The sequence below is a fragment of the Pseudomonas putida genome (assembly GCF_026625125.1).
Taxonomy (GTDB): domain Bacteria; phylum Pseudomonadota; class Gammaproteobacteria; order Pseudomonadales; family Pseudomonadaceae; genus Aquipseudomonas; species Aquipseudomonas putida_X.
Genome location: NZ_CP113097.1, coordinates 734,969 through 757,492, shown reverse-complemented (window position 1 = coordinate 757,492; position 22,524 = coordinate 734,969). Strand labels below are relative to the sequence as shown.

Below are 22,524 nucleotides of genomic sequence, written 5' to 3'. Positions count from 1 at the left end.
GCATCCTTGTTGAAAATCCTGTTGCACCGCGGGGCGCCGAGATGCCCCCGCAGTGCACTGCACGGCCTTGACTCAGTTACGGCTCGGGAAGATGCCTTCCAGGGCGATGATGAAGTTCATGCCCAGGAAGGGGTTCTGCACAGACACCGGCAGCGAGCCACCACCGAGGTTGACGGTGGTTTGAGGCACCGTGACGTTGAACGGCTTGAGGCTGGTGTTGGGCGTGTCACTGGAATAGATATCCGCCGCCGTCCCTGCACCCGAACTGTCAAAAGACTTGGCCAGCACGTTGCCAGACGAAGGTGCCGAAGCGTTGGCATCGCCTTCCACCGCCGGTATGGCCACCGAAACGGTCTGCGCCGGGATCACCGCCTGCTGCATCGGCATGTTCGGCTGCAACAGCGTGACCTCGTTGGCACCGGCAGCTTCACCCTGCTCCACATTGCCCAGGCCTGGCCCGGTGCCGAAACCGATTGGCCCGCGGCCGCGCAGGTCGGGCAGGGCGAAGGTGGTGCGGCCATCACCGCCATACGTGGTGCCAAGCAATGAGAATAACGCGGTGTTCTGGGCAATGCTCATCAACTGGCCTTGGCAGAATGCCCAGCCGCGTGGCGCGAAATTGCCTGCGAACATCTTGATCTCACCGAGAAACGGATCCATTTGCTGCTCTCCTATGACTATCTGCAAGGCGGACCGGGCGGCCCGTTAAAGGGGTTCAGGAACGATGCATCTTCAGGTACAGGCCATTGTCGTCGACCACTTCGAAGCCACTGCGCTGGTACAGGCGCACGGCCGGGCTGTGGGCAATGACGTGCAAACCGGCGCTCTGGCCCTGGCGGTCAGCCTGTGCCAGCCACTGGCGCAGCAGACGTGTGCCGATACCCTGGCCCTGCCAGGCGGGCAACAGGGCCATATCGATGATCTGCAGGTGGCTGTCGGCCCAGTGCAGGGACGCACGGCCGATACGTTCGTGGGCGGTTTCGATGATCAGAAAGCAGGCGTCGGGGTACTGCGCCTGGTAATGAAGGTGCTGGGCACGCCACTGCTGGTCGAGAAAATGCTCGATCGTTGCCTGGCCCCACGCCAGCGCGGCCATTTCGGTGGCCCGGGTGGTAGCGTACAAGGCACGCAGAAACACTTGGTCAGCGTCCACCACGGGGCGCAGAAGCACTTCAGATGTCGACATCGAGTCACGCTTCCCTGCTGTAGTTACCCCTTGGTGGGGGGCACATCCAAGTGAAATGTCCTACACGATGGCGTTGAGCGTAGTCGATTGTCGGGGCAAATCGCCACTACCGAACAGGGCGATTTACACAGTTTTCTCAAACAGCTGTTCCAAGCCTTTTGACGCCAGTTTTCAGGCGTTATGCAAGCGTATGAATTCCAAGCATTTATAGGGTTCCAACGCCCATTGACGCACACCTTCCAGCACGTGCTCGCTGGCTTGCGCTCGCTTGCGCTGGCTGTCAGCACTGAAGTTCATGCCCGGTTGCTTGGCGTCGAACGCGGCCACTTCACGCAACGACGGCACATCGCCCGGCATCACGCCGAACACTGGGGCCAGGCGCCCCCAGATGGCCTCAGGCAGTTCACTGTAGTTGACGGCAATGCCGCCATGCTCCCGGCATAGCTGCAGGCCGGCCTTGAGGATCTCGCCCACTACCCGGCAGGTGTATTGCACCGTGTCCATGCCCTCGCCGCTGCCCAGCAAGGTGTCCAGCGCCGACGCGCCAAGCAGGCCCGGCACCCGGTGCATGCCGGCCTGGCGCAACTGCGAGACAACGATCTCCAGCGGGTCGCGATAGAGGAAGATCCGCGGCACGTCGGGGTAAAGTTTGGCCAGCAAGGGCGCCTCGAACACGTTCCAGGCATCGAGCTTGATCACCAACCGGCGCTCCTCGCCTAGGCGCCGCTGGCCGTAGGCTGAAAGCAGTGCGCGCACGCCTTCGGCCTGCCAGTGCCTGGCGTCTGGGTCCTGCAGCGGTGCCCTGAGCAGGTTGTCCAACGGTGGCGGCTCACTGAGCACGATGTTGTGCGCCTGGCTGGCCATCAGTTGTGCGATCAGGGTGGAGCCACAGCGCGAGGCATGGAACACCAGCACCGAAGGCGCCAGGCCTGGGCTGCTCTCCTGCCAGTCCAGCAGTGCCTGCAAGCTAGTGTTACGGCGCAGGGCCTGGTTGAACGGCAGGCGCAACGCCTGATCGACGTCGTCTCGGAAAAACGGCCTGGTCAGGGCCTGCTGGCCAAACCAGCACCAGTCCAGGCGCCACTCACCCTGCTCACGCCACAGGCGAATGGGCATCCAGCCGTGAAAACTGCCCGATGAATTCAGATTCGCCATTGATCGCTCCATGCTTGCTTGCCTTGGCGCATGGCACTGAGCACCTCGGCTTCGGAAAACACCAGGCCCAAGGTTGCGCCGAGGGCAATGGCCGCTGCCACGAAGGCCCGTGGGTCGTCCAATACCTGCAGCTTGGCTGCCAGCGCAGGGTCATGCGCCACGTGCTCACGGAAGCGCTCGAATGCCTGCGCTGCCCGCCCCGGGCTCAACGCCGGGGTCAGCGCCCGCCCTTGGTCGATCAACCCGAGCAGCCAGTCGTCGGGCAAACAGTCGAGCACCAGGTGGATACGCTCACCGGGGCCGGGGTTGTGCACCCGATGTGCACGTGACAGGTCGACGAACCAGCACTCGCCCGCCTGCATGGGGACCTGCAGGCCGTCGACGATAAACTCAACGCCAGGTGGGCTCAGCAGTGGCACATGCAGGCGCAGGCAGCCGCCAGGGCGCCCCAAGTCTGGGTCGCGGTGCTCGTGAATCCGCGCGCCCTCACCCAGGCGCAGCAGGCGTGCGGCCTGCAGTGTCGCGCGAAATGGCGCCAGCGCGGCCTGCCACGCCGTCTCCTGGTGCCACCAGGCCAGCTTCACCGGCGCGCCGCGGCCGGGTGCGAGCGGCACAGGGGCATCCTCGGCACTGACCAGCGCCACACCGCTCCAGTCGCCCTCGTGATAACCACGGTTGAAATGCGCCTGCCAGGCCCCTGCGTGCACCCGTGCCAGCGCCTGCAGCAAGGCCGGCAGGTCGATGGCAAGCGGCAGCCGGGAACATAGCGGCAGCGAGATTTCGCTCATGACTGCTCCTTGCGGTGAATTCGCCCTAGAAACCACTTTCGCGCACGCCCAAGGCCGCCAATCTGCGCCAGGCCGCACCCAGCAGCGACTCGCGGGCGCCTTCGAGCACCACCACCCCACGCAACGGCTGGGCCACATCAGCCACGTCCACCCGCGGGCTCAGGCGCACGCCGTATTGCGCCTGCAGCGGCTGGGCACGTTGTTGGCCATCGCGGCGCACGGCCACCGGGCCATGCCGGTCAGACGCCAGCGCCTGCAGTTCCAGCGCGGCAACGCCGGTAGCGTCTACCTGCTCCACGCGCACGGGCAAGGCCGCCCGCGCCGGGTCGTCGGCAATGAAGCGCCCTTCACTGCCAGCGGCCACGCGCCACAAATCGGCCTCGCCCAGGTAACCACGCAGGCGCACCCCCGGTTCGACCACCCGCCCCAGGGGCTGGCCGGTATTGACCCACTGCCCCGCCTGCAAGTCCCTGGGCATGTCGCGCCACACGCCCGCCGCCGGCGCGCGCAACTGCAAGCGTTCACGCTGGGCAGCCAGGCCCCGGTACTCGGCCACTGCCTCGGCCAGTTGCTGCTCGAGCACCCCGGCATCACTGGCGGTGGCGCTGCGCCCGGACTGACGGCGCAACAGCAACTGCAGAATGTCTATTTCGCGGCGCACGATCTTCAGGCGCGAATCCAGGTCAGGCGATTCCAGCTCCAGCAGCAACTGCCCCTGGGCGACCGTCTGGCCATCGTGCACCTGCAACTGCTTCACCCGCGCCGCCACCGGCGCATGCAAGGCGCTCACCCGCGATGCCTCAAGCATCGCCGGCACCTCCACGGCACCGCGCCAGGGCACGGCCAGCAGCACCAACAGCAGCATCAACCCCAGGCCCAGCGCCAGCGTCTTGCGCGGCTGGGCCTGGTCACGGCGCAGCCACCACTGCTGCAGCTCTTTGAATACCGGCAAGCCGATGAACCACACCAGTTCCACCAGCATCAGGAAGATACCCAGCACCTTGAAGAACAGGTGATACACCGCCAGGGCGATACCAAAGAACAACAGCGCACGCCAGATCCAGGCGCCATAGCCCCATATCAGCAGGCGCTTGCGCATCCGCGGTGGCCACGGCTCCGGCATCGTCTCGCCATAGCCGAACAACGCCTCGCGCAAGCGCCACCGGCACAGGGCGAAGGCGCGTTGCTGCAGGTTTTCCACGCCTAACAGGTCACTGACCAGAAAGTACCCGTCAAAGCGCATGAACGGGTTCAGGTTGACCAGCAAGGTGGTGATCCACGTGGCACTGGCCAGCATGAACGCGGCGGTGCGCAGCGGCCCATCGGGCAGCAGCGACCAGGCCAGCAGCGCCAACACCGCCAGCACCAGTTCAGCGAACACCCCACCTGCATCGATCAGCAGCCGTGAGCGCCGGTCGCTGACGCGCCAGGCATCGCTGACATCGGTGTAGAACATCGGCAGCAGCACCATGAACGCCAGCCCCATGCTCTGCACACGGCAGCCGGCGCGCTTGGCCATGTAGGCATGGCCGAACTCGTGGCAAAGCTTGGCCAACGCCAGGGCCAGGCCAAAGGCGAGCATGCCGCCGAGGCTGAACAGGTGCGGGAACGTGGCGATGAAGCGCGACCAGTCGCGAATCACCAGGAACAGGCCAAGCACCAGCAGCGCCGGCAGGCCAAAGCGCAGCAGCCAGCCACCATGGCGTTCGAGCAGCGGCCAGGTACGGTTGAGAAAGGCATCCGGGCGCCACAGTGGGATGCGGAAGAACAGGTACTGGTGCAACGCTTTCTGCCACAGGCCCTGTTGGCTGGCGGCGGCCTTCACGGCATAACTCTGGCGCTGCTTGGGGTCGTTGGCGCTGAGCAGGTCGTGGTGGCCGAGAAACGCCAATAGGTCCTCCACCTCCTGGGCCTCCAGAGGCAGGCCCGGCTCGGCATTGGCAGCTGCCAGCACCCGTTGCGGCTCACCCAGCGGCCAGTGGCGAAGCAAGCGCACCGCGGCCGCGCCTAGCTTGAAATAACGGCCGCGCAATGGGTCGGCCAAGGTCCATTGCGGGGCACCGTCAAACGCCGGTGCCGCAGGCGAGAGCTGCAGGTCCGCACGCAGCGCCGGCAACATTACAGGCCCAGCCCTTGGCGCAGGGCCGCCAGAGGCCGGCGCAGCAGGTAATAGGCCAACGGCGCGCGTTCGCCGTACAGTTTGGCAGTACCGCGCAGGCCGATGCGTGGTGAGGCCTCGACGAATGACGCATCCAGCCGGTAGGCAAGCTGCCCGGCGGCGGTGGTCTGGGCCTCGTAAGCGGCGCGTTCGAGCTTCGCCACGTGCCGATGCAGGGGGTCGCTGTCCAGGAACAGCGCCACCTCGGCCCCCGGCTGCAGGGCGATGGCATCGCCGACCGGCAATTCCAGGCGCAGCTCGGCCTGCTCGGGGTCGGCCAGTTGCATCAGGCGCTCGCCGGTCTGCACCGGTTTGCCGGTCCAGCGCTCGACATCGGCGAACACCGCAATGCCGTCACGCTCGGCGCGGATTTCGCTGCGCGCCAGCAACTGGCGGGCATAGTCGAGCTCGGCGCGTTTCTGTTCGACGCGAGCGGCCAGCAAATCCAAGCGCGCGCTGGAATCGGCATCGGTGAAGGCGCGCTGGGTACTGACCTTGAGTTCGGCCTCCGCCACGCCCAAGGTACGTGCGGCCACATCGGCCTGGGCCTTGAGGGCGGTGGCATCGAAGCGCACCAGCAAATCCCCGGCCGCCACACGCTGGTTGGGCTTGACCAGGAACTCAGCCACCACACCCTCCAGCGGCGCCGCCACCACCCAGCCACCACGCGGCACCACCTCGGCCGGCGCCAGCACCGACTGGCGCACCGGCAGCAACAGCACCAGCAGGGCGACCGCCAGCAAGGCCAGCAAGCGCCGCCGCGGCCAGCGCAGGCGCCATGGGCGCACCGGGTTCAGGGCCTGCCAGGCATGCGCATAGGTTTCCCCCAGCTGCACCAGCAAGGCCTGCTCGGCGGCGTTGAATGCTTGCTCGCGGGCCAGCCACAAGCCGCCGAAGGCTTCACCCTTGCGGTCGTGCAACGGCAACCAGAAGGCTTGCCCTGCCGACAACGCCTGCCAGTCGGCGAGTATCTGGGCATCCAGCACGCTGGGGTCGACTTCACCGGCCTGCCCAGCGACACCGGCAGCCTGCAGCTTGCCCACGGCACGTTCGACAAAGGCCACGAACGGTGCATTGGCTTCCACCACGCTGATGCCGGTCAGCGCCTGCACCTTGCCGGCGATCAGTAACGCGGCATGGCGATAAGCAAACATCGCCTGGCCGTCGTTGACCATGGCATAGGCCAACTGCTCGCTACTGCTGGCCTGGCGCGCCTGGCGCTGGAGCCCCAGAAACAAGGCAAAGGCGCGCTCCGCCGTACCATGGGCAGCGGCGGTCATGGCTGCTGCGCAAAGTGGGCCGTACCGCTCATGCCCGCCAGCAAACCGTGGGTGTCGGTGGGCAGTTCGCCGATCAGCAGCAGCGTCTGGCTGCCTTCATCGATTCGCGCGCCCACACGCTTGACCGTGGCCCCCAACGGTTGACCGGTTTCATCCGGGGTGAATTGAAAGCTTTGCCCGGGCTTGAGCCTGGCCAGCCAGCGCGAAGGCACCAGCAACTGGATTTCCAGCGAACGGTTGTCCACCACCTCCAGCAGCGGGGCGCCGTTGGCGACGCTTTCGTGAGGCTGGGCACGGCGCTGTACCACTCGTCCATCGAACGGGGCGGTGACCACACAGCGCTTGACCTGCACCTGGTAGACCTGGGCTTCGGCCTGGGCCTGGGCTTGCTTGGCCTCAGCCAGCGACACCTCGAACTGCCCCACCGATTTCAGCGCGGCCAGTTGACGGTTGTGGTTGAGCTCTTCGCGGCTTGCGCGCACCGCCGCCTGGGCGGCATTGAGCTGGGCCTGGTAGGCCGAGCAGTCGAAGCGCGCCAGGGTGCTGCCCTTCTTGAAAGCCTCGCCATCGGCATATGGCATCTCGACGATACGCCCGGCCAGCTCACTGGCCAGCACTGCCTGATGACGCGCACGCAACACGCCACGGGCGCTTTGCTCGGCGCCTGCATCGCTGGCGCTCGGCGCATCCAGCAGCGGGTCGGCTGGCGCCTGCGCGGCCAGTGCCAATGGCAGGTGCAACATACTCAAGGCCAAAGCCAGTCGAATCCCACGACACATGTTGCACACTCCCTTGCGAGCTGGATGAGCGGAGTGTACGAAAAAACTGATGGCACGGATACATCACACCGATGGGGCCCCCAGCGGCCGGTAGACCCGGCCACTGGGGCGGTGTGGAAGCCGTTGCTCAACCGAGCGAGCGCGCTCCGGCCAGTTGCCGCTGGTGCCCGCGCGTGGTGACGATGCCAAGGAAGGAAATGAAGATCGCCAGGCCCAAGGTCGAACTCACCTCCGCCCGATGCTCGGGCGTGTACATCATCACCGCCAACGCCCCGGCAATGAAAATGATCACCGCCCAGGTCAGCCAAGGGAACAGCCACATACGGAACTTCAGTTCCGCGTTTTCACGCTCCAGGCGGCGGCGCATGCGCAGCTGGGAGATGGCGATGACCATGTACACCAGCAGCGCAATCGCGCCAGAGCTGGCCAGCAGGAACTCGAACACACCCTTGGGTGCGAAATAGTTGAGGATGGCGATGGCCGCGCCGATCAGGGTGCTACCGAACACGGCAGCGCGTGGCACGCCGACCTTGGAGGTCTTGTTGAGGAAGGCCGGTGCATCACCGCGCTTGGCCAGCGAGTACATCATCCGCGAAGCGATATAGATCGACGAGTTCATGCAACTGGTCACGGCCACCAGCACCACCAAATCGACCATGAAGGCGGCATTGGGGATGTTCATGATTTCCAGCGCACGCTGGTAGGAACCCACTACCGCAAGCTGCGGGTCGTTCCACGGCACGATCGAGATGATCACGAAGATCGACAGGATGTAGAAGGTGCTGATGCGCCAGATCACCGAGCGCGTGGCCTTGGCGATGTTGCGCGACGGGTCGCTGGATTCGGAGGCGGCAATGGTCACCGCTTCGGTGCCGATGAAGCTGAACATCACGGTGATGAACGCACCGATCACGGCAGACCAGCCATTGGGCGCAAAGCCGCCGTAGGCGCTCATCAAGCCGCTCAAGCCGCTGACTTCGCGGTTGGGCAACCAGCCCATCAGGGCGGCAAAGCCCAAGCCGATGAAACAAAGGATGGCCGTGACTTTGAGAATGGCGAACCAGAACTCGAACTCACCGTACTTGGCCACGCTGAACAGGTTGGTGCACGCCAGCAGCAGCACGGACGCGAGGGCGAAGATCCAGCTGTCCACCTGGGGGAACCAGGCGTTGAGCACATGCCCGGCGGCCAGTGCTTCGATCGGGATCACCAGCACCCAGAACCACCAGTACAGCCAGCCGATGGTGTAGCCGGCCCAGCGGCCGATGGCCTGGTCGGCATAGGTGGAGAACGAACCGGTATCAGGATGCGCGACGGCCATTTCGCCGAGCATGCGCATGACCAGCACCACCAGGGTCCCGGCCACGAAGTAAGAAATAATGGTAGCTGGCCCGGCCGCCGCGATGGCGTGCCCGGAACCGACGAAAAGACCGGCACCGATGATGCCCGCGATGGACAGCATCGTTACATGACGTGGCTTGAAACCTTGAGCAAGGTTGCCATCAGTTCCCACGGTGTTCATTGATGTTGTTCTCTTTTTGCTGACACAAGGAAGGACGGGCAGGCGTAGGCGAAAATATCTCCTTTGGATTCAATGAGTCGACACCACTGTTGTTGATTTTTGGGGCGCATCACAGCGCTGGGCGTCAGTGCGGTTCGGGGTTCATTTAAGCCGCCTGAGGCTGCGGCAAATTACACGAGAACGCCCCGCAACTGTTCGATCACGACAGCGCTTTCCCCTAGGCGTCAGATGTCGTGAATGGCATGCCCAGACACGCCTGATGGCCATTTGAGGGTTTTGTTTTTCATCTGAATATGCGTAGCCGGCGCACAAAAAAAGGCCCCGGTCTCCCGGGGCCTCTGCTGCTCAGGCGTCTGCCTACGCCTGCCCCGTCCGTTCAAAGCGGCGGGCCAGCAACAGGTAAGCGAGGATCCCCAGCACGCCATGGGCGGCTACGAACCAGAGTGCGTTGTGGAAGGAGCCGGTGCTGGCCACCACGTAGCCGATCACCAGCGGGGTGACGATGCCGGCAATGTTGCCGATGCCGTTGAACACGCCACCGCACAGGCCAACCATTTTCTTCGGCGCCACATCCGACAGCACCGCCCAACCGACGGCCGCCAGGCCCTTGCCGAAGAACGCCAAGGTCATCAGGGCAATGACTGCCGCGTTACCCTCGACGTAATTGGCCAGCACCAGGGTGGTGGACAACGCCATGCCGATCACGAACGGCGTTTTGCGTGCCCTGGATGGGTGTACGCCACGGCGGATCAGCCAGTCGGACACGAAGCCCCCGAGGATGCCGCCGGTAAAGCCGCAGATGGCCGGCAAAGCGGCCACCCAACCGGCCTCCATGAGGGTCATGCCACGGCCCTTGATCAGGTAGATCGGGAACCAGGTGATGAAGAAATACGTCAGCTCGGTGATGCAGTACTGCCCCAGGTAGACCGCCCACAGGTTGCGGCTTGTGAACAGCTGCGCAAGCTCTGCGCGGGTCGGTTTGCGCTTGGCCGTCTGGCGCTCTTTTTCCAGGTCGACCAGGGCGCCGCCTTCGCGCATGTAGTCGAACTCTTCGCGGCTCAACCCCGGTGCGCTGTGCGGCTCATGGTATAGGCGGAACCACACCACGCTCAGCAGCAGGCCAAGTACCCCCATCCAGATGAAGACCTGCTCCCAGCTCATCGTGTGGGTCATCCACGCCATCAGCGGCGCGAACACCACCACGGCCATGTACTGCGCCGAGTTGAACAGCGCCGATGCGGTACCGCGTTCGCGGGTGGGGAACCAGCAGCTGACGATGCGTGAGTTGGCCGGGAATGCCGGCGACTCCACCAGGCCGAGCATGAAACGCATGGAGAACAACGCCACCGCAGCCGATACGCCGGCCAGGCCCAGCCAGCCCACTGTGCCTTGGAGCAGGGTGAACAGCGACCAGAGTATCAGGCTGATGCCATACACACGGCGGGCACCGAAGCGGTCCAGCAACCAGCCGCCGGGGACCTGGCCGAGGGCGTAGGCCCAGGCGAAGGCAGAGAAGATCATGCCGAGCATGACGGGGTCCAGGCCGAGGTCCTTGAGTACCTCGGTGCCCGTGATCGACAGGGTGGCGCGGTCGGCATAGTTGATGACCGTGATGATGGAGATCAGCGCCAGCACCAGAAAGCGATGGCGACCGATCGCGACCACGGGCTGCGGTGCGGCTACGGCGGATTTGCTGTTCATGTAGACCCTCTTGCTTCTCGATGGAAGCGATTGTTCTTGTGCAGAGAAGGTGTGGTCTTGCGGTGTGGCTAATGGCCCCATCGCCGGCAAGCCGGCTCCCACAGGTACATCACCGAGCTCGAAAGCAGTGGATGCCCACAGGTACATCATCAAGCTGGAAAGCACTGGGCTCTCGGGGTACATCATCAAGCTCGAAAGCACTGGGCTCCCGGGGTACATCATCAGGCTCGAAAGCACTGGGCTCCCGGGGGTACAACATTGAGCTCGAAAGCAGTGGGCTCCCGGGGATAGATCATCTAGCTCGAAAGCAGTGGGGTCCTTGTGGGGGGCCGGCTTGCCGGCGATAGGGGCTACGCGCAGTTCGGTGGTACCTCACCGCGGAAGCAGGCTGAGAGGTTGTCCAGCACCATCTGCCCCATCTGCAGGCGGGTCTGCAGGGTGGCGCTGCCACGGTGCGGCTGCAGGCTGACCTGGTTGAGGTCACGCAGAGCCGGTGGCACATGGGGTTCATCGACGAACACATCCAGCCCGGCACCGGCAATGCGCCGTTCGCGCAAGGCTTCTACCAGTGCGTCTTCATCGACCAACTTGCCGCGCGCCACGTTGATCAGGTAGCCCTGCGGGCCCAGCGCGTCGAGCACCTCGGCGCTCACCAGCACCTTGCCGCCATCGGCCGAGGCCGCTACCACCAGCACATCCACCGAACGCGCCAGTTCAACCAGGTCTGCGACGAAACGGTAGCCACAGCCATGCTGTTCGCGCCGGCCGTGGTAGGCGATGGGCATGTCGAAGGCGGCAGCGCGGCGGGCAATGGCCTTGCCGACTTGCCCCAGCCCCACGATACCCAGCGCACTGCCACTGACCTTGCGCGCCAGCGGCAGGTCGACCGTGCCCCACAAGCCGTCACGCACCAGACGCTCGCCCTCGCCCAGGCGGCGCAGTGTGTTGATGATCAACCCCATGGCCATATCGGCCACATCATCGGTGAGCACCCCGGGGGTGGTGGTGACCTGTATGCCGCGCCTCGCCGCGTGCTGCAGGTCGACAGCATCGGTGCCGATACCGCTGATGGCGATGATCTGCAGCGCTGGCAGTTGATCCATCAGCGCATTGGCCAAGCCTTTGGCGCCACCAGTGACCACCCCTCTGATCCGCGGGCCTATCTCAGCGAGCAGCTGTTGTGGGTTGTCATGGCGATACAGCCGGTGCACCTGGTAAGCGCTGGCCAGTTGCGCATCGATGGCATCTGGTACCGGCTGGGTCAGCAGCAGCTCGATGGCTGCAGTGTTGTCGTCATTCATCGTCGATATCCGGCCACTTCATGGGTGTGACTCGATGCTAGGCCGGCATGCGATACAGGTCTAATATAGATGATGGATCGAATAATTCAGGAATTGAATCATGGAGCTGCACCAGTTGCGCTGCTTCGTGGCGGTTGCCGAGGAGCTGCATTTCGGCCGCGCGGCCACCCGCCTGCACATGACCCAGCCGCCGTTGAGCCGGCAGATCCAACTGTTGGAGCATTCGTTGGGGGTGCTGCTGCTCGAGCGCAACAACCGCCAGGCGCGGCTCACACTCGCTGGGCAGAGCTTTCTGGAAGATGCCCGGCGCATCCTGCAGATCGCCGAATCGGCCAGCCAGTCGGCGCGGCGCATCGCCCATGGCGAGGCTGGTCGACTGACGTTGGGTTTCACCGCCGTCGGGGCCTACAGCATGATCCCGCGCCTGCTGGTGCACGCGGGCAAGACCGTGCCCGACATCGAACTGGTGCTCAGCGAGCGTATCTCCGCAACCCAGGTGCATGACCTGGAAGCTGGGCTGATCGATGTCGGCCTGGTGCGCCAGGTGCTGCCCAGTGCGCGCGTGGAGTACCTGCCGATCCACCGCGAGCCCTTCGTCGCCGCCCTGCCCGCCGGGCATGCACTGGCAGCGCGCGAGCGGCTCAAGCCGGCCGATTTCGACCAGCAGCCGTTCGTGATGTACAGCGCCAATGAGGGGCGCTACTTCCATGACCGCATCGCCAATCTGTTTGCCCGTCATCAGGTGCAGCCGCGTTATCTGCACCAACTGGGGCAGACGCATTCGATCCTGGGGTTGGTCAATGTAGGGCTGGGCTGTGCGGTGGTGCCGGCATCGGCGCAGGCGCTGCGGCTGGAGCAGGTGGTGTTCAAGCCGCTGATGGGAATGGACCAGCAGGCGGAGATCTTTCTGGCGTACTGCCGGGATAACCCGAACCCGGTGTTGGGTGAATTTGTGGCAATGGCCCGGGCTTTTTTTGAGGCTGGCTGAAGGGGCTGCTGTGCAGCCCAATCGCCGGCAAGCCGGCTCCCACCGGGATCGCGCCAGCTTTTAGACGGTTGCTTCCACAGGTACCTCGCAGCCCGCAACCGGCCTTCAGGGCTGTGGTGGACTGGTGGGAGCCGGCTTGCCGGCGATGGGGCCCTGAGCCTTAGCGCACCAGGCAAGGCCGCTTGTTATCGAACGTCCAGCCCGGAATCAAGAACTGCATCGCCACGCCATCATCCCGCGCGCCCAGGCCCATGCTGCGGTAGCACTCATGGGCCTTGGCCAGTTGGTCTTCATCCAGCTCCACACCCAGCCCTGGCCGCCCCGGCACGCGCACGTGGCCGTCGACGATGCGCAGCGGGTCGCGGGTAAGGCGCTGGCCGTCCTGCCAGATCCAGTGGGTATCGATAGCTGTGATCTCGCCCGGCGCCGCCGCGGCCACCTGGGTGAACATCGCCAGTGAAATGTCGAAGTGGTTGTTGGAGTGCGAACCCCAGGTCAGGCCCCAGTCATTGCACATCTGCGCCACCCGTACCGAACCCTGCAAGGTCCAGAAGTGCGGGTCGGCCAAGGGGATGTCCACCGATTGCAACTGGATCGCATGGCCCATCTGGCGCCAGTCGGTGGCGATCATGTTGGTGGCGGTAGGCAAACCGGTGGCACGGCGGAACTCGGCCATCACTTCACGCCCCGAATAGCCGTTCTCGGCGCCGCACGGGTCTTCGGCATAGGCCAGCACGTGGTGCTTGTCACGGCACAGCGCGATTGCCTCTTTCAAAGACCAGGCGCCATTGGGGTCTAGCGTGATACGCGCTTCGGGGAAGCGCTCGGCCAGCGCAGTCACCGCCTCCATTTCCTCTTCGCCACGCAGCACGCCGCCCTTGAGCTTGAAGTCGCTGAAGCCATAGCGCTGCTTGGCAGCCTCAGCCAGGCGCACCACGGAGTCAGGGGTCAGTGCCTTCTCGTGACGCAGGCGGAACCAATCATCATCGGCGTCGGCCTCGTTGCGGTAAGCCAGATCGGTCTGCTGGCGGTCACCGATGTAGAACAGGTAGCCGAGCATCTTCACCGCCTCGCGCTGCTGGCCTTCGCCGAGCAGCGCGGCCATGGGCACATTGAGGTGCTGGCCGAGCAGGTCGAGCAGCGCCGATTCGATGGCGGTCACCGCATGCACGGTGATGCGCAGGTCGAAGGTCTGCAGCCCGCGCCCGCCCGCATCGCGGTTGGCGAAAGTCTGGCGCATGGCATTGAGCACACGCTGGTAGTGGCCGATGGGCTGGCCGACCACCAGGCTACGGGCATCTTCCAGGGTCTGGCGGATCTTCTCGCCGCCGGGCACTTCGCCAAGCCCTGTGTTACCGGCGCTGTCACGCAGCACCACCACGTTACGGGTGAAGAACGGGCCATGGGCGCCACTGAGGTTGAGCAGCATGCTGTCATGGCCGGCAACCGGGATCACGCGCAGGTCGGTGACCACAGGGGTGCTGGTGTGGAGAGCGGGAGTCGTCTGCATGTTCATGGTTGTTGTCTCGCAGTCATCAGTGGGTCTGGCCCAAGGCCGAAGGGGCCTTGAGGTCATGTGAGGGGATACCCTTTGGGCGGGTGCGCACGAAGAACACTGCAATGGCCGCCAGCACCGAGGTCACGGCCAGGCCGTAAAGGCCGCCCTGGATCGACCCGGTCTGCTGCTCGAGCAAGCCGAAGGTGGTGGGCGCGACGAAGCCGCCCAGGTTGCCCACCGAGTTGATCAGGGCGATCACCGCCGCAGCGATGCGCGCGTCCAGATAGCCTTGGGGGATCGGCCAGAACAGCGACGAGGCCGACTTGAAACCGATAGCGGCAAAGCACACCGCGACAAAGGCGAACACCGGCCCGCCCGTGGTCGACATGAACATGCCGATGGCGGCGATCACCAGGGCAGCAGCCACCCAGGCCTGCTGGAACTTCCAGCGTGAGGAGCCAGCGGCGAAGGCGTACATGGCCAGGATCGAGATCAGCCACGGGATGGAGTTGAAGAAGCCGACCTGCAGGTCGCTCAGGTCGCCCATGCGCTTGATGATGCTGGGCAACCAGAAGGTCGCAGCGTAGATGGTCAGCTGGATGCAGAAGTAGATCAGGCAGAACAGCACGATCTGGCGGTCCTTGAGCAGGCTCCAGGACGATACCTTGACGGCGCCGATGGCCTCGCGCTCACGTTGCTCGCGGTCGATGGTATCGACCAGCGCGTCCTGCTCGGCCTTGCTCAGCCACTTGGCGTCGTGCGGTTTGGAGTCGAGCCAGAAGAACACGAAGAAGCACAGCGTGACCGAAGCCATGCCCTCGATGAACAACATCCACTGCCAGCCATGCATGCCCAGGCCCTGGATCTGCATCAACGCCCCGGCCAGGGGGCCGGAGATCAGCGAGGCCAGCGCCGAGCCGCTGAGAAAGATGGCAATCGCCTTGCCGCGTTCGGCGGCTGGCAGCCAGCGGGTGAAGTAATAGATCACCCCAGGGAAGAAACCGGCCTCGGCAACACCGAGCAAAAAGCGCAGCACGTAGAACTGGGTTTCGTTCTGCACGAAGGCCATGGCCGTGGCCACCAGCCCCCAGGTGAACATGATGCGGGTCAGCCACAGGCGGGCGCCGACGCGCTGCAACAGCATGTTCGAGGGCACTTCGAACAACGCATAGCCGATGAAGAACAGCCCGGCACCAAAGCCATAGGCCGCAGCGCTGATGCCCAGGTCGCTTTCCAGGTGAGGCCGGACGAAGCCGATGTTGACGCGGTCGAGGTAGTTGACGATGAACATGATCACGAACAGCGGCAGCACATGGCGCTTGACCTTGGCCACGGCACTGGCCAGCACGTCATTGCCGTTACGGGCAGACGGATCGAGGGTGTCGTTCACTTGTGTATCTCCCACTAATTGTTTTTGTGCGGGTCGAGGTGGTCTGACATGACAGTGGGCAGAGCATAGGCGCGGCGAAGTTGTACGACAAGATGGTGATTGTCGTTAAAAACGCAAAATACAAGCTGATAAAACCAGTAAAAGCATCGATTCAACATCGAAAATCAATTTCGAGCTGACTCCTGGCCGCGAAAAAACAGGCAGAAAAAAATTTTATCCGCTAACTTGTCGTACAAGCTAACTCGATAGCCGGATCGACTCATGCCCCAGCAACCCCGCAAAACTGGCCACAGCCGTGCCCACGACCTGGTCTCCAGCCTGACCCAGCAGATCCTGCTGGGCACCATCAAGCCGGGCGACAAGCTGCCGTCGGAAAACACCCTGGTGCGCGAGCACGGGGTCAGCCGCACCGTCGTGCGTGAAGCGCTGTCGAAGCTGCAGGCCTCGGGCCTGGTAGAGCCGCGCCACGGGATTGGTACGTTCGTGATGGCGCGCCCGGCGCAGGCCGGGTTGCGGGTGGGCGTGGAGAATGCTGCCAGCGTGCGCGACCTGCTGGAACTGCGCATCGGCCTCGAAGGCCAGGCAGCCGCCCTCGCCGCCGTGCGCCGTAACGACCAACACCTGGCACGCATGCGCCAGGCGCTGGACGATTATCAGGACCTCGCTGCGGCCGGTGACAGCTGCATCGAAGCGGACCGCCGCTTTCACCTGCTGATCGCCGAAGCCACCGGCAACCTGTATTTCAGCGAGATGATGGCGCAGCTGGGCAATGGCCTGATTCCACGCAACCGCATGGCCATCGCCGAGCGCGCCGGGGCCAACCTGGCGCGCCATGCCTACCTGGCCAACCTGGAACATGAGGCAATTCTCAACGCCATCAGCCGACAAGACCCGGATGCGGCGCGGGCGGCGATCTGCCTGCATCTGTCCAACAGCCGGGACCGCTTGTTGCCGGACTGAGGCCGGCGGTTACCAGGTCAGGCAGATCTTGCCGAAGTGGCGGTTGCTCTCTTGGTAGCGGAACGCTTCGACGATCTGTTCCAGCTCGAAATGCTTGTCCACAACAGGCAGCAAGCCGTTGGCGTCGATCGCCCGAACCATCGCCTGCTGCTGCGCGCGGCTACCCACCAGCACACCCTGCAGCCGGATCTGCCGAACCAGCGCCTGAACCAGCGGCAGCTGCCCGGCGACACCGGTAAGAATGCCGATCAATGACACATGGCCGCCGATCCGTGCGGCAATCATCGACTGCTCCAGCGTCGCCGGCCCGCCCACCTCGATCACATGATCGACGCCACGGTTGCCGGTGAGCTCACGTACCTTCTCGCCCCAGGCCGGGGTGCTTTTGTAATTGATCAGGTGGTCGGCACCGAGGGCCTTGAGGCGTTCGAGCTTGGCATCGCTGGACGAGGTGGCGATGACCGTGGCGCCTGCCAGCTTGGCGAACTGCAGGGCGAAGATCGATACGCCGCCGGTGCCCTGCACCAGCACAGTGTCACCTGGCTTGAGGTGGTCGTCGCTCATCAGCGCACGCCAGGCCGTGAGGCCGGCGGTCGTCAGGGTGGCGGCCTCGGCGTGGCTGTAGCCCTTGGGCGCGAGGGTGAAGGCGGTCGCGCGGGCGGTGACCTGTTCACGGGCGTAGCCGTCGATGCCGTCGCCCGGCACGCTGGCGAAGCCTTCGACCAGTGCCTGGCCATCGAGCCAGTCCGGGAAGAAGGTGCTGACCACGCTGTCGCCTACCTTGAACTCACTGACGCCCGCCCCGACAGCGGTCACTTCGCCGGCGCCATCGGCCATGGGGATGCGCCGCTCGCTTGGCCCCCACATGCCGCTGACCACGGCAAAGTCGTGGTAGTTGAGGGAGCTGGCGTGCAGGCGCACGGTGATCTCGCCGGGCTTGGGCGCAGCTGCCTCGCAAGTGCCGACTTCGACCTTGTCGTAGCCGCCGCCGGGTTGCACGTAAATGGCTTTATGGGTCATGGCTGGTTCTCCATTTGAGGAAAAGACTGGGGGTGAGCATAGTCAGTAACGGCCCCATCGCCGGCAAGCCGGCTCCCACAGGGACCCGCGTCCCCCCCTGGAAACTGGTTAAGCCATCGCTACCACAAGGTATGGCGCCGGCCTTAATCCGTAGCTGAAGCCTTGCTAACCTCTAAAAGCTGGCGCGATCCCTGTGGGAGCCGGCTTGCCGGCGATCACCGGCAAAGCCGGTGCCATACACCGCAGCGCTCAGCCCAGCAACGCCCGCAACGCCCGGCAGTCCGCCGCATGCCAGTCCGCCAGTTCCGGCCAGGGGTTATCCGGCAGGTTCACCAGCACCGTGCGCGCCCCGGCCGCTCGCCCGCAATCCAGGTCGAAGCGGTAGTCACCCACCATAACCAACTCGCTCGGCGCCACACCCCAGGCACTGGCGATCTTCAGCAAACCATCTGGGCTGGGCTTGGGCGCCGCCTCGTCACGACCGAGCACGTGCTCGACGGCAAAGCAATCCGCCAGGCCTATCGCCTCTAGCGTGACATGCGCCAATTCACGTGCATTACGGGTAAGAATGCCCAACCGGCACCCACGCCCGGCCAGCTCCCGCACCAGCTCCACGGCACCGGTCGCTGCAGTCGAGGCAACCGCCAGGTCGCGCTCGTGCTCCAGCAGCCAGGCATGCTTGGCGGCCGCTTGTGCCGCAGGCAATGCCGCCAGGTGGGTGAGGATGTCATCCTCGGGCGGTATCTCCAGCGCCTCCCGAATCGCGGCAAAATCGTGCACCGCCACGGTGAGGGTGCCGTCCATGTCGAACACCCAGTTGCGGATATCGGCCAGGCTCATGCCCAGTCCTTGCGATGACGGATCAAACCTTCCTGCGAAGACGACGCCACCAACTGCCCCGCACGGTTATAGATACTGCCCCGGCAGAACCCACGGGCATTGCCGGCCCAGGGGCTGTCGGTGGCGTACAGCAGCCACTCATCGGCGCGCAGGTTGGCGTGGAACCACAACGAGTGGTCGAGGCTGGCGATCTGCATGTCGCGCTGCCACACCGATTTGCCATGGGGCTGCAGCGAGGTGGTCAGCAGGCCGAAGTCCGAGGCATAGGCCAGCAGGTACTTGTGCAGCGCCGGCACGTCCGGCAGGTTGCCGTCGGCGCGGAACCAGGCGTACTTCACCGGGTCGCCGGGCTTGGGGTTGAACGGGTCACGCTCGGTGACCGGGCGTATCTCGATCGGCTTGGCGCACAGCACCTTGTCACGAATGCGCTCAGGCAGGTGGTCAGCCATGGCGCGGGCCAGTTCGACCTCGCTCGGCAGGTTCTCTGGCCCGACCACATCAGGCATCTGCGCCTGGTGCTCGAAACCTTCCTCGTCGTACTGGAACGACGCACTGCAGGTGAAAATGGTCTGGCCCTTCTGGATGGCCGTCACGCGCCGGGTGCTGAAGCTGCCGCCATCGCGCACACGGTCGACCGAATAGACCACCGGCAGGCTGGCATCGCCCGGGCGCAGGAAGTAGCCGTGCAGCGAATGCACATGACGCGCGTCCTCGACCGTCTGGCTAGCCGCCGACAGCGACTGGCCCAGCACCTGGCCACCGTACAGCTGGCGGAAGCCCAGGTCCTGGCTGCGTCCACGGAACAGGTTCTCCTCGATCGATTCGAGGCTCAACAGGTCGACCAGGTCGTCCAACACATGACTCATCGGGGGTTCTCCTAGCAAGACATCACAGCTCTACGGCGCTTTCATGAAGGCAAATGATACAGGGTTTGTCATCGGCACCGCGCATGACCGCTCATTCAGCGCGCAGGGTCTGCTCCCAGCGGGGCCGGTCGATGCGGTAGAGCACGTGGGGCCGCAGCGGGTGCCCCTCGGGCAGGCGTGGGTGGTCGAAGCTGCCTTGCAGGTCCTGCACCATGCCGATGGCCTGCATGACCTTCTGCGACGGCAGGTTGGCCTCGGTCGTGAACGACACCACCTCCTCCAGGCGCAATTGGGCGAACGCACACCGCAGGCAGGTCCACGCCGCCTCGCTGGCAAAGCCCAGGCCCCAGTGCCGCCGGGCAAGGCGCCAGCCGATTTCCACGGCCGGGGTGAACGGCGCATCGAAGTTGACGTTGAGCAGGCCGGTCATGCCGATGAAGGCGCCGCTGTCCTTGCGCTCCAGGGCCCACAGGCCGAAGCCGTATTCGTTGAAATGGCCACGGATCCTACCGATCAGTGCCGCCGCCTCCAGCCGCGTCATGGGCGCTGGAAAATAACGCATCACCTGCGGGTCGGCGCTCATGGCGGCGAACTCGCGCAGGTCGTCGTCACGCCATTGGCGCAACACCAGGCGGGCGCTTTCCAGTTCAAGGATGGGGGTCATGGGGCGTGCTCCGGTTTTGCCGTGCTACAGGTTCAAGCGTAGGCGCGGCACAGCACTTTTACCCACAACCCAACAACTGGCAAGATCAGCACTGGCCCCGATTGCGAACCCACCATGCCGTTGCCGCTGATCTACCACGATGACTACAGCCCGGAGTTTCCACCCGAGCATCGCTTCCCCATGGACAAGTTCCGCCTGCTGCGCGACCACCTGGTCGAAAGCGGGCTGACGACCGACCAGGCGTTGCTGCGCCCGGAAATCTGCCCCAACGACATCCTCGCCCTGGCCCACGACCGCGACTACATCGAGCGTTACATGCACGGCGAGCTGTCGCGCGAGGACCAGCGCCGCCTGGGCTTGCCCTGGAGCGAGGCCTTGGCGCGGCGCACCGTGCGTGCGGTGGGCGGCTCGCTGCTGGCCGCTGAAATGGCGCTGCAGCATGGCCTTGCGTGCCACCTGGCCGGCGGTACCCACCACGCCCACCATGACCACCCTGCCGGTTTCTGCATCTTCAATGACCTGGCCGTGATCAGCCACTACCTGCTCGAGGCCGGGCGGGTGCACCGGGTACTGATCTTCGATTGCGACGTGCATCAGGGCGACGGCACCGCGCGCATCCTGCAAGACACCCCGGACGCCATCACCGTGTCGTTGCACTGCGAACAGAACTTCCCGGCGGGCAAGGCGCAAAGCGACTGGGACATTCCGCTGCCGCGAGGCATGGGCGATGCCGCCTACCTGAAGGTGGTGGAAGACGCGCTCAACTACCTGCTGCCGCTGTATCAACCCGACCTGGTGCTGTATGACGCCGGGGTGGACGTGCACAAAGACGATGCCCTGGGTTACCTGCAGTTGACCGATGCTGGCTTGGCTGCGCGCGACGAACATGTCATGCGCCACTGCCTGGGGCGGGATATCCCGGTAGTCGGGGTGATCGGCGGTGGCTACAGCAAGGACCGGCAAGCGCTGGCGCGGCGCCACGGCATCCTTCACCACAGCGCGGCCAAGGTCGTCAGTTGTTCACAATGACTGTGGAACCGCTTGTGGATAAGCTGAGTGAAAGCGGCTGCAGCCCAATGCCCGCGTGGCCTGCAGCAGGCTGATCATTTTTTGTTCAGTGCTTCCCTATGCCCTGCTGCGCTAGAATGGGCAACTTTTCCACAGCCCGTCACCCACCATGCCCGATCTACACCCCGCATCCCCTCCCCTCGCCGTTGTCATCGGCGCGGGCCCTGCCGGTTTGATGGCCGCCGAAGCGCTGGCCCAGCAAGGCCTAGCCGTACAGGTGTTCGACGCCATGCCATCGGTGGGTCGCAAGTTTCTGCTGGCAGGTGTCGGCGGCATGAACATCACCCATTCGGAACCTTATCCACAGTTCGTTGCCCGGTATGCCGAGCGCCAGGACGCGATTGGCCGGCTGCTGCAGGACTTCGATGCCGATACCCTGCGCCAGTGGATTCACGGCCTGGGCATCGAAACCTTCGTCGGCACCTCGGGACGGGTGTTCCCCACCGACATGAAAGCCGCGCCGTTGCTGCGCGCCTGGCTCAAGCGCCTGCGCGACCGTGGGGTAGTTATCCACACCCGCCACCGCTGGCTAGGGTGGAATCTCGATGGCACCCTGCGGCTCGGTTATCCACAGGGTGAATTGAACGTCAAGGCCGACGTGCTGGTACTGGCGTTGGGTGGTGGCAGCTGGGCCAGGCTTGGCTCGGATGGCGCCTGGCAGCCCCTGCTGGCCGAGCGGGCTGTGGATATCTCACCGCTGCAGGCGAGCAACTGCGGTTTTGAAGTGGCAGGCTGGAGTGCGCTGCTCAAGGACAAGTTCGCCGGCGCGCCGCTGAAGAACATTGCCCTGAGCGTACCCGGTAAGGCGCCGCGCAAAGGCGAGTTCATCCTCACCGCACAGGGGGTTGAAGGCAGCCTGGTGTATGCCTGGTCGGCACCGCTGCGCGAAGCCATCAACCAGAAAGGCCAGGCAACGCTGCTGCTCGACCTGCTGCCGGACAAGCCTGTGGACAAAATTGCCCAGGCCCTGGCCAAACCGCGCGGTTCACGGTCGATGGCCAAGCACCTGCATAGCCAGCTGGGCATCGACAGGGTGAAGGCGGCACTGCTGCGTGAACTGACCGATCAGGCGACGTTTGCCGATATGGCCGCGCTGGCGCGAGCGATCAAGGCGCTGCCGATCACGCTGGTACGCACCCGGCCGCTGGACGAGGCGATCAGCAGTGCCGGTGGCGTGCGCTTCGAGGGGCTGGATGAGGGGTTGATGCTCAAGGGTATGCCCGGGGTGTTCTGCGCCGGCGAGATGCTGGACTGGGAAGCGCCGACCGGGGGGTACCTGTTGACGGCGTGCTTTGCCAGTGGGTTGCGCGCTGGGCGGGCGGCGGCCGATTGGCTGGCGCGTTCTGCCTGACAGGGTGCG

Annotated in this window: 20 protein-coding genes; 4 read left to right on the top strand and 16 right to left on the bottom strand. The window is 64.7% G+C overall.

Going from position 1 to position 22,524, the window contains the following annotated elements:
* Positions 1-72 precede the first annotated feature (72 nt).
* From OSW16_RS03530 to OSW16_RS03485, 10 genes are all read right to left on the bottom strand, one after another.
* Complete coding sequence (locus tag OSW16_RS03530) at positions 73-660, bottom strand: phage tail protein (protein ID WP_267820799.1); 588 nt, start codon at positions 658-660, stop codon at positions 73-75.
* A gap of 55 nt (positions 661-715) precedes the next feature.
* A complete protein-coding gene (locus OSW16_RS03525; protein WP_267820797.1) occupies positions 716-1,186 on the bottom strand; it encodes a GNAT family N-acetyltransferase in 471 nt (156 codons plus the stop codon).
* Between the two features lie 171 nt (positions 1,187-1,357).
* Positions 1,358-2,341: a sulfotransferase family protein gene (locus OSW16_RS03520; protein WP_267820796.1), complete on the bottom strand. Its 984-nt coding sequence runs from the start codon at positions 2,339-2,341 to the stop codon at positions 1,358-1,360.
* Positions 2,329-3,129, bottom strand: a complete 801-nt coding sequence (locus tag OSW16_RS03515; RefSeq protein ID WP_267820794.1) for an aspartyl/asparaginyl beta-hydroxylase domain-containing protein — start codon at positions 3,127-3,129, stop codon at positions 2,329-2,331. The genes OSW16_RS03520 and OSW16_RS03515 overlap by 13 nt, the downstream gene beginning before the upstream one ends.
* 25 nt (positions 3,130-3,154) lie before the next feature.
* On the bottom strand, positions 3,155-5,248 hold the full coding sequence (locus OSW16_RS03510) for a biotin/lipoyl-binding protein (RefSeq protein WP_267820792.1): 2,094 nt from the start codon (positions 5,246-5,248) through the stop codon (positions 3,155-3,157).
* Positions 5,248-6,567, bottom strand: a complete 1,320-nt coding sequence (locus OSW16_RS03505; protein ID WP_267820790.1) for an efflux RND transporter periplasmic adaptor subunit — start codon at positions 6,565-6,567, stop codon at positions 5,248-5,250. The genes OSW16_RS03510 and OSW16_RS03505 overlap by 1 nt, the downstream gene beginning before the upstream one ends.
* Positions 6,564-7,310, bottom strand: coding sequence for an efflux RND transporter periplasmic adaptor subunit (locus OSW16_RS03500; protein WP_241804120.1), 747 nt, complete (start codon positions 7,308-7,310; stop codon positions 6,564-6,566). Before OSW16_RS03500 ends, OSW16_RS03505 begins: the two co-directional genes overlap by 4 nt.
* A gap of 163 nt (positions 7,311-7,473) precedes the next feature.
* A complete protein-coding gene (gene gabP, locus OSW16_RS03495; RefSeq protein ID WP_241803880.1) occupies positions 7,474-8,868 on the bottom strand; it encodes a GABA permease in 1,395 nt (464 codons plus the stop codon).
* Positions 8,869-9,225: 357 nt separating this feature from the next.
* On the bottom strand, positions 9,226-10,569 hold the full coding sequence (locus tag OSW16_RS03490; protein ID WP_267820788.1) for an MFS transporter: 1,344 nt from the start codon (positions 10,567-10,569) through the stop codon (positions 9,226-9,228).
* Positions 10,570-10,919: 350 nt separating this feature from the next.
* A complete protein-coding gene (locus OSW16_RS03485) occupies positions 10,920-11,870 on the bottom strand; it encodes a 2-hydroxyacid dehydrogenase (protein WP_267820786.1) in 951 nt (316 codons plus the stop codon).
* Between the two features lie 100 nt (positions 11,871-11,970).
* On the opposite strand from OSW16_RS03485, the gene OSW16_RS03480 reads away from it, so the two are divergent.
* Entirely contained in the window at positions 11,971-12,858 is an 888-nt protein-coding gene (locus tag OSW16_RS03480; RefSeq protein ID WP_267820784.1) for a LysR substrate-binding domain-containing protein, read from the top strand.
* 160 nt (positions 12,859-13,018) lie between these two features.
* On the opposite strand, the gene gudD is transcribed toward OSW16_RS03480, so the two are convergent.
* Complete coding sequence (gudD, locus tag OSW16_RS03475) at positions 13,019-14,374, bottom strand: glucarate dehydratase (protein WP_267820782.1); 1,356 nt, start codon at positions 14,372-14,374, stop codon at positions 13,019-13,021.
* Between the two features lie 19 nt (positions 14,375-14,393).
* Entirely contained in the window at positions 14,394-15,746 is a 1,353-nt protein-coding gene (locus OSW16_RS03470) for an MFS transporter (RefSeq protein ID WP_267820780.1), read from the bottom strand.
* Between the two features lie 261 nt (positions 15,747-16,007).
* Between OSW16_RS03470 and OSW16_RS03465 the strand changes: the two genes are divergently transcribed.
* Entirely contained in the window at positions 16,008-16,706 is a 699-nt protein-coding gene (locus OSW16_RS03465; protein WP_267820778.1) for a FadR/GntR family transcriptional regulator, read from the top strand.
* Positions 16,707-16,715: 9 nt separating this feature from the next.
* Here the strand turns inward: OSW16_RS03465 and OSW16_RS03460 are convergent, their stop codons facing one another.
* The 4 genes from OSW16_RS03460 to OSW16_RS03445 all read right to left on the bottom strand — a co-directional run bounded on the left by OSW16_RS03460 (position 16,716) and on the right by OSW16_RS03445 (position 20,096).
* Positions 16,716-17,726 (bottom strand): zinc-dependent alcohol dehydrogenase family protein, encoded by a 1,011-nt coding sequence (locus OSW16_RS03460; RefSeq protein ID WP_241803885.1) that lies wholly within the window; start codon positions 17,724-17,726, stop codon positions 16,716-16,718.
* A gap of 249 nt (positions 17,727-17,975) precedes the next feature.
* Entirely contained in the window at positions 17,976-18,566 is a 591-nt protein-coding gene (locus tag OSW16_RS03455; protein WP_267820776.1) for an HAD family hydrolase, read from the bottom strand.
* A complete protein-coding gene (gene tesB, locus OSW16_RS03450) occupies positions 18,563-19,432 on the bottom strand; it encodes an acyl-CoA thioesterase II (RefSeq protein WP_241803887.1) in 870 nt (289 codons plus the stop codon). The genes OSW16_RS03455 and tesB overlap by 4 nt, the downstream gene beginning before the upstream one ends.
* A 91-nt stretch (positions 19,433-19,523) precedes the next feature.
* Positions 19,524-20,096, bottom strand: coding sequence for a GNAT family N-acetyltransferase (locus tag OSW16_RS03445; RefSeq protein WP_267820773.1), 573 nt, complete (start codon positions 20,094-20,096; stop codon positions 19,524-19,526).
* Positions 20,097-20,210: 114 nt separating this feature from the next.
* Between OSW16_RS03445 and OSW16_RS03440 the strand changes: the two genes are divergently transcribed.
* Positions 20,211-21,125, top strand: coding sequence for a histone deacetylase (locus tag OSW16_RS03440; protein WP_267820771.1), 915 nt, complete (start codon positions 20,211-20,213; stop codon positions 21,123-21,125).
* 148 nt (positions 21,126-21,273) lie between these two features.
* The gene (locus OSW16_RS03435) at positions 21,274-22,515 is read left to right on the top strand and encodes a TIGR03862 family flavoprotein (protein ID WP_267820769.1); all 1,242 of its coding nucleotides are present in this window, start codon (positions 21,274-21,276) and stop codon (positions 22,513-22,515) included.
* The last annotated feature ends 9 nt before the right edge of the window (positions 22,516-22,524 follow it).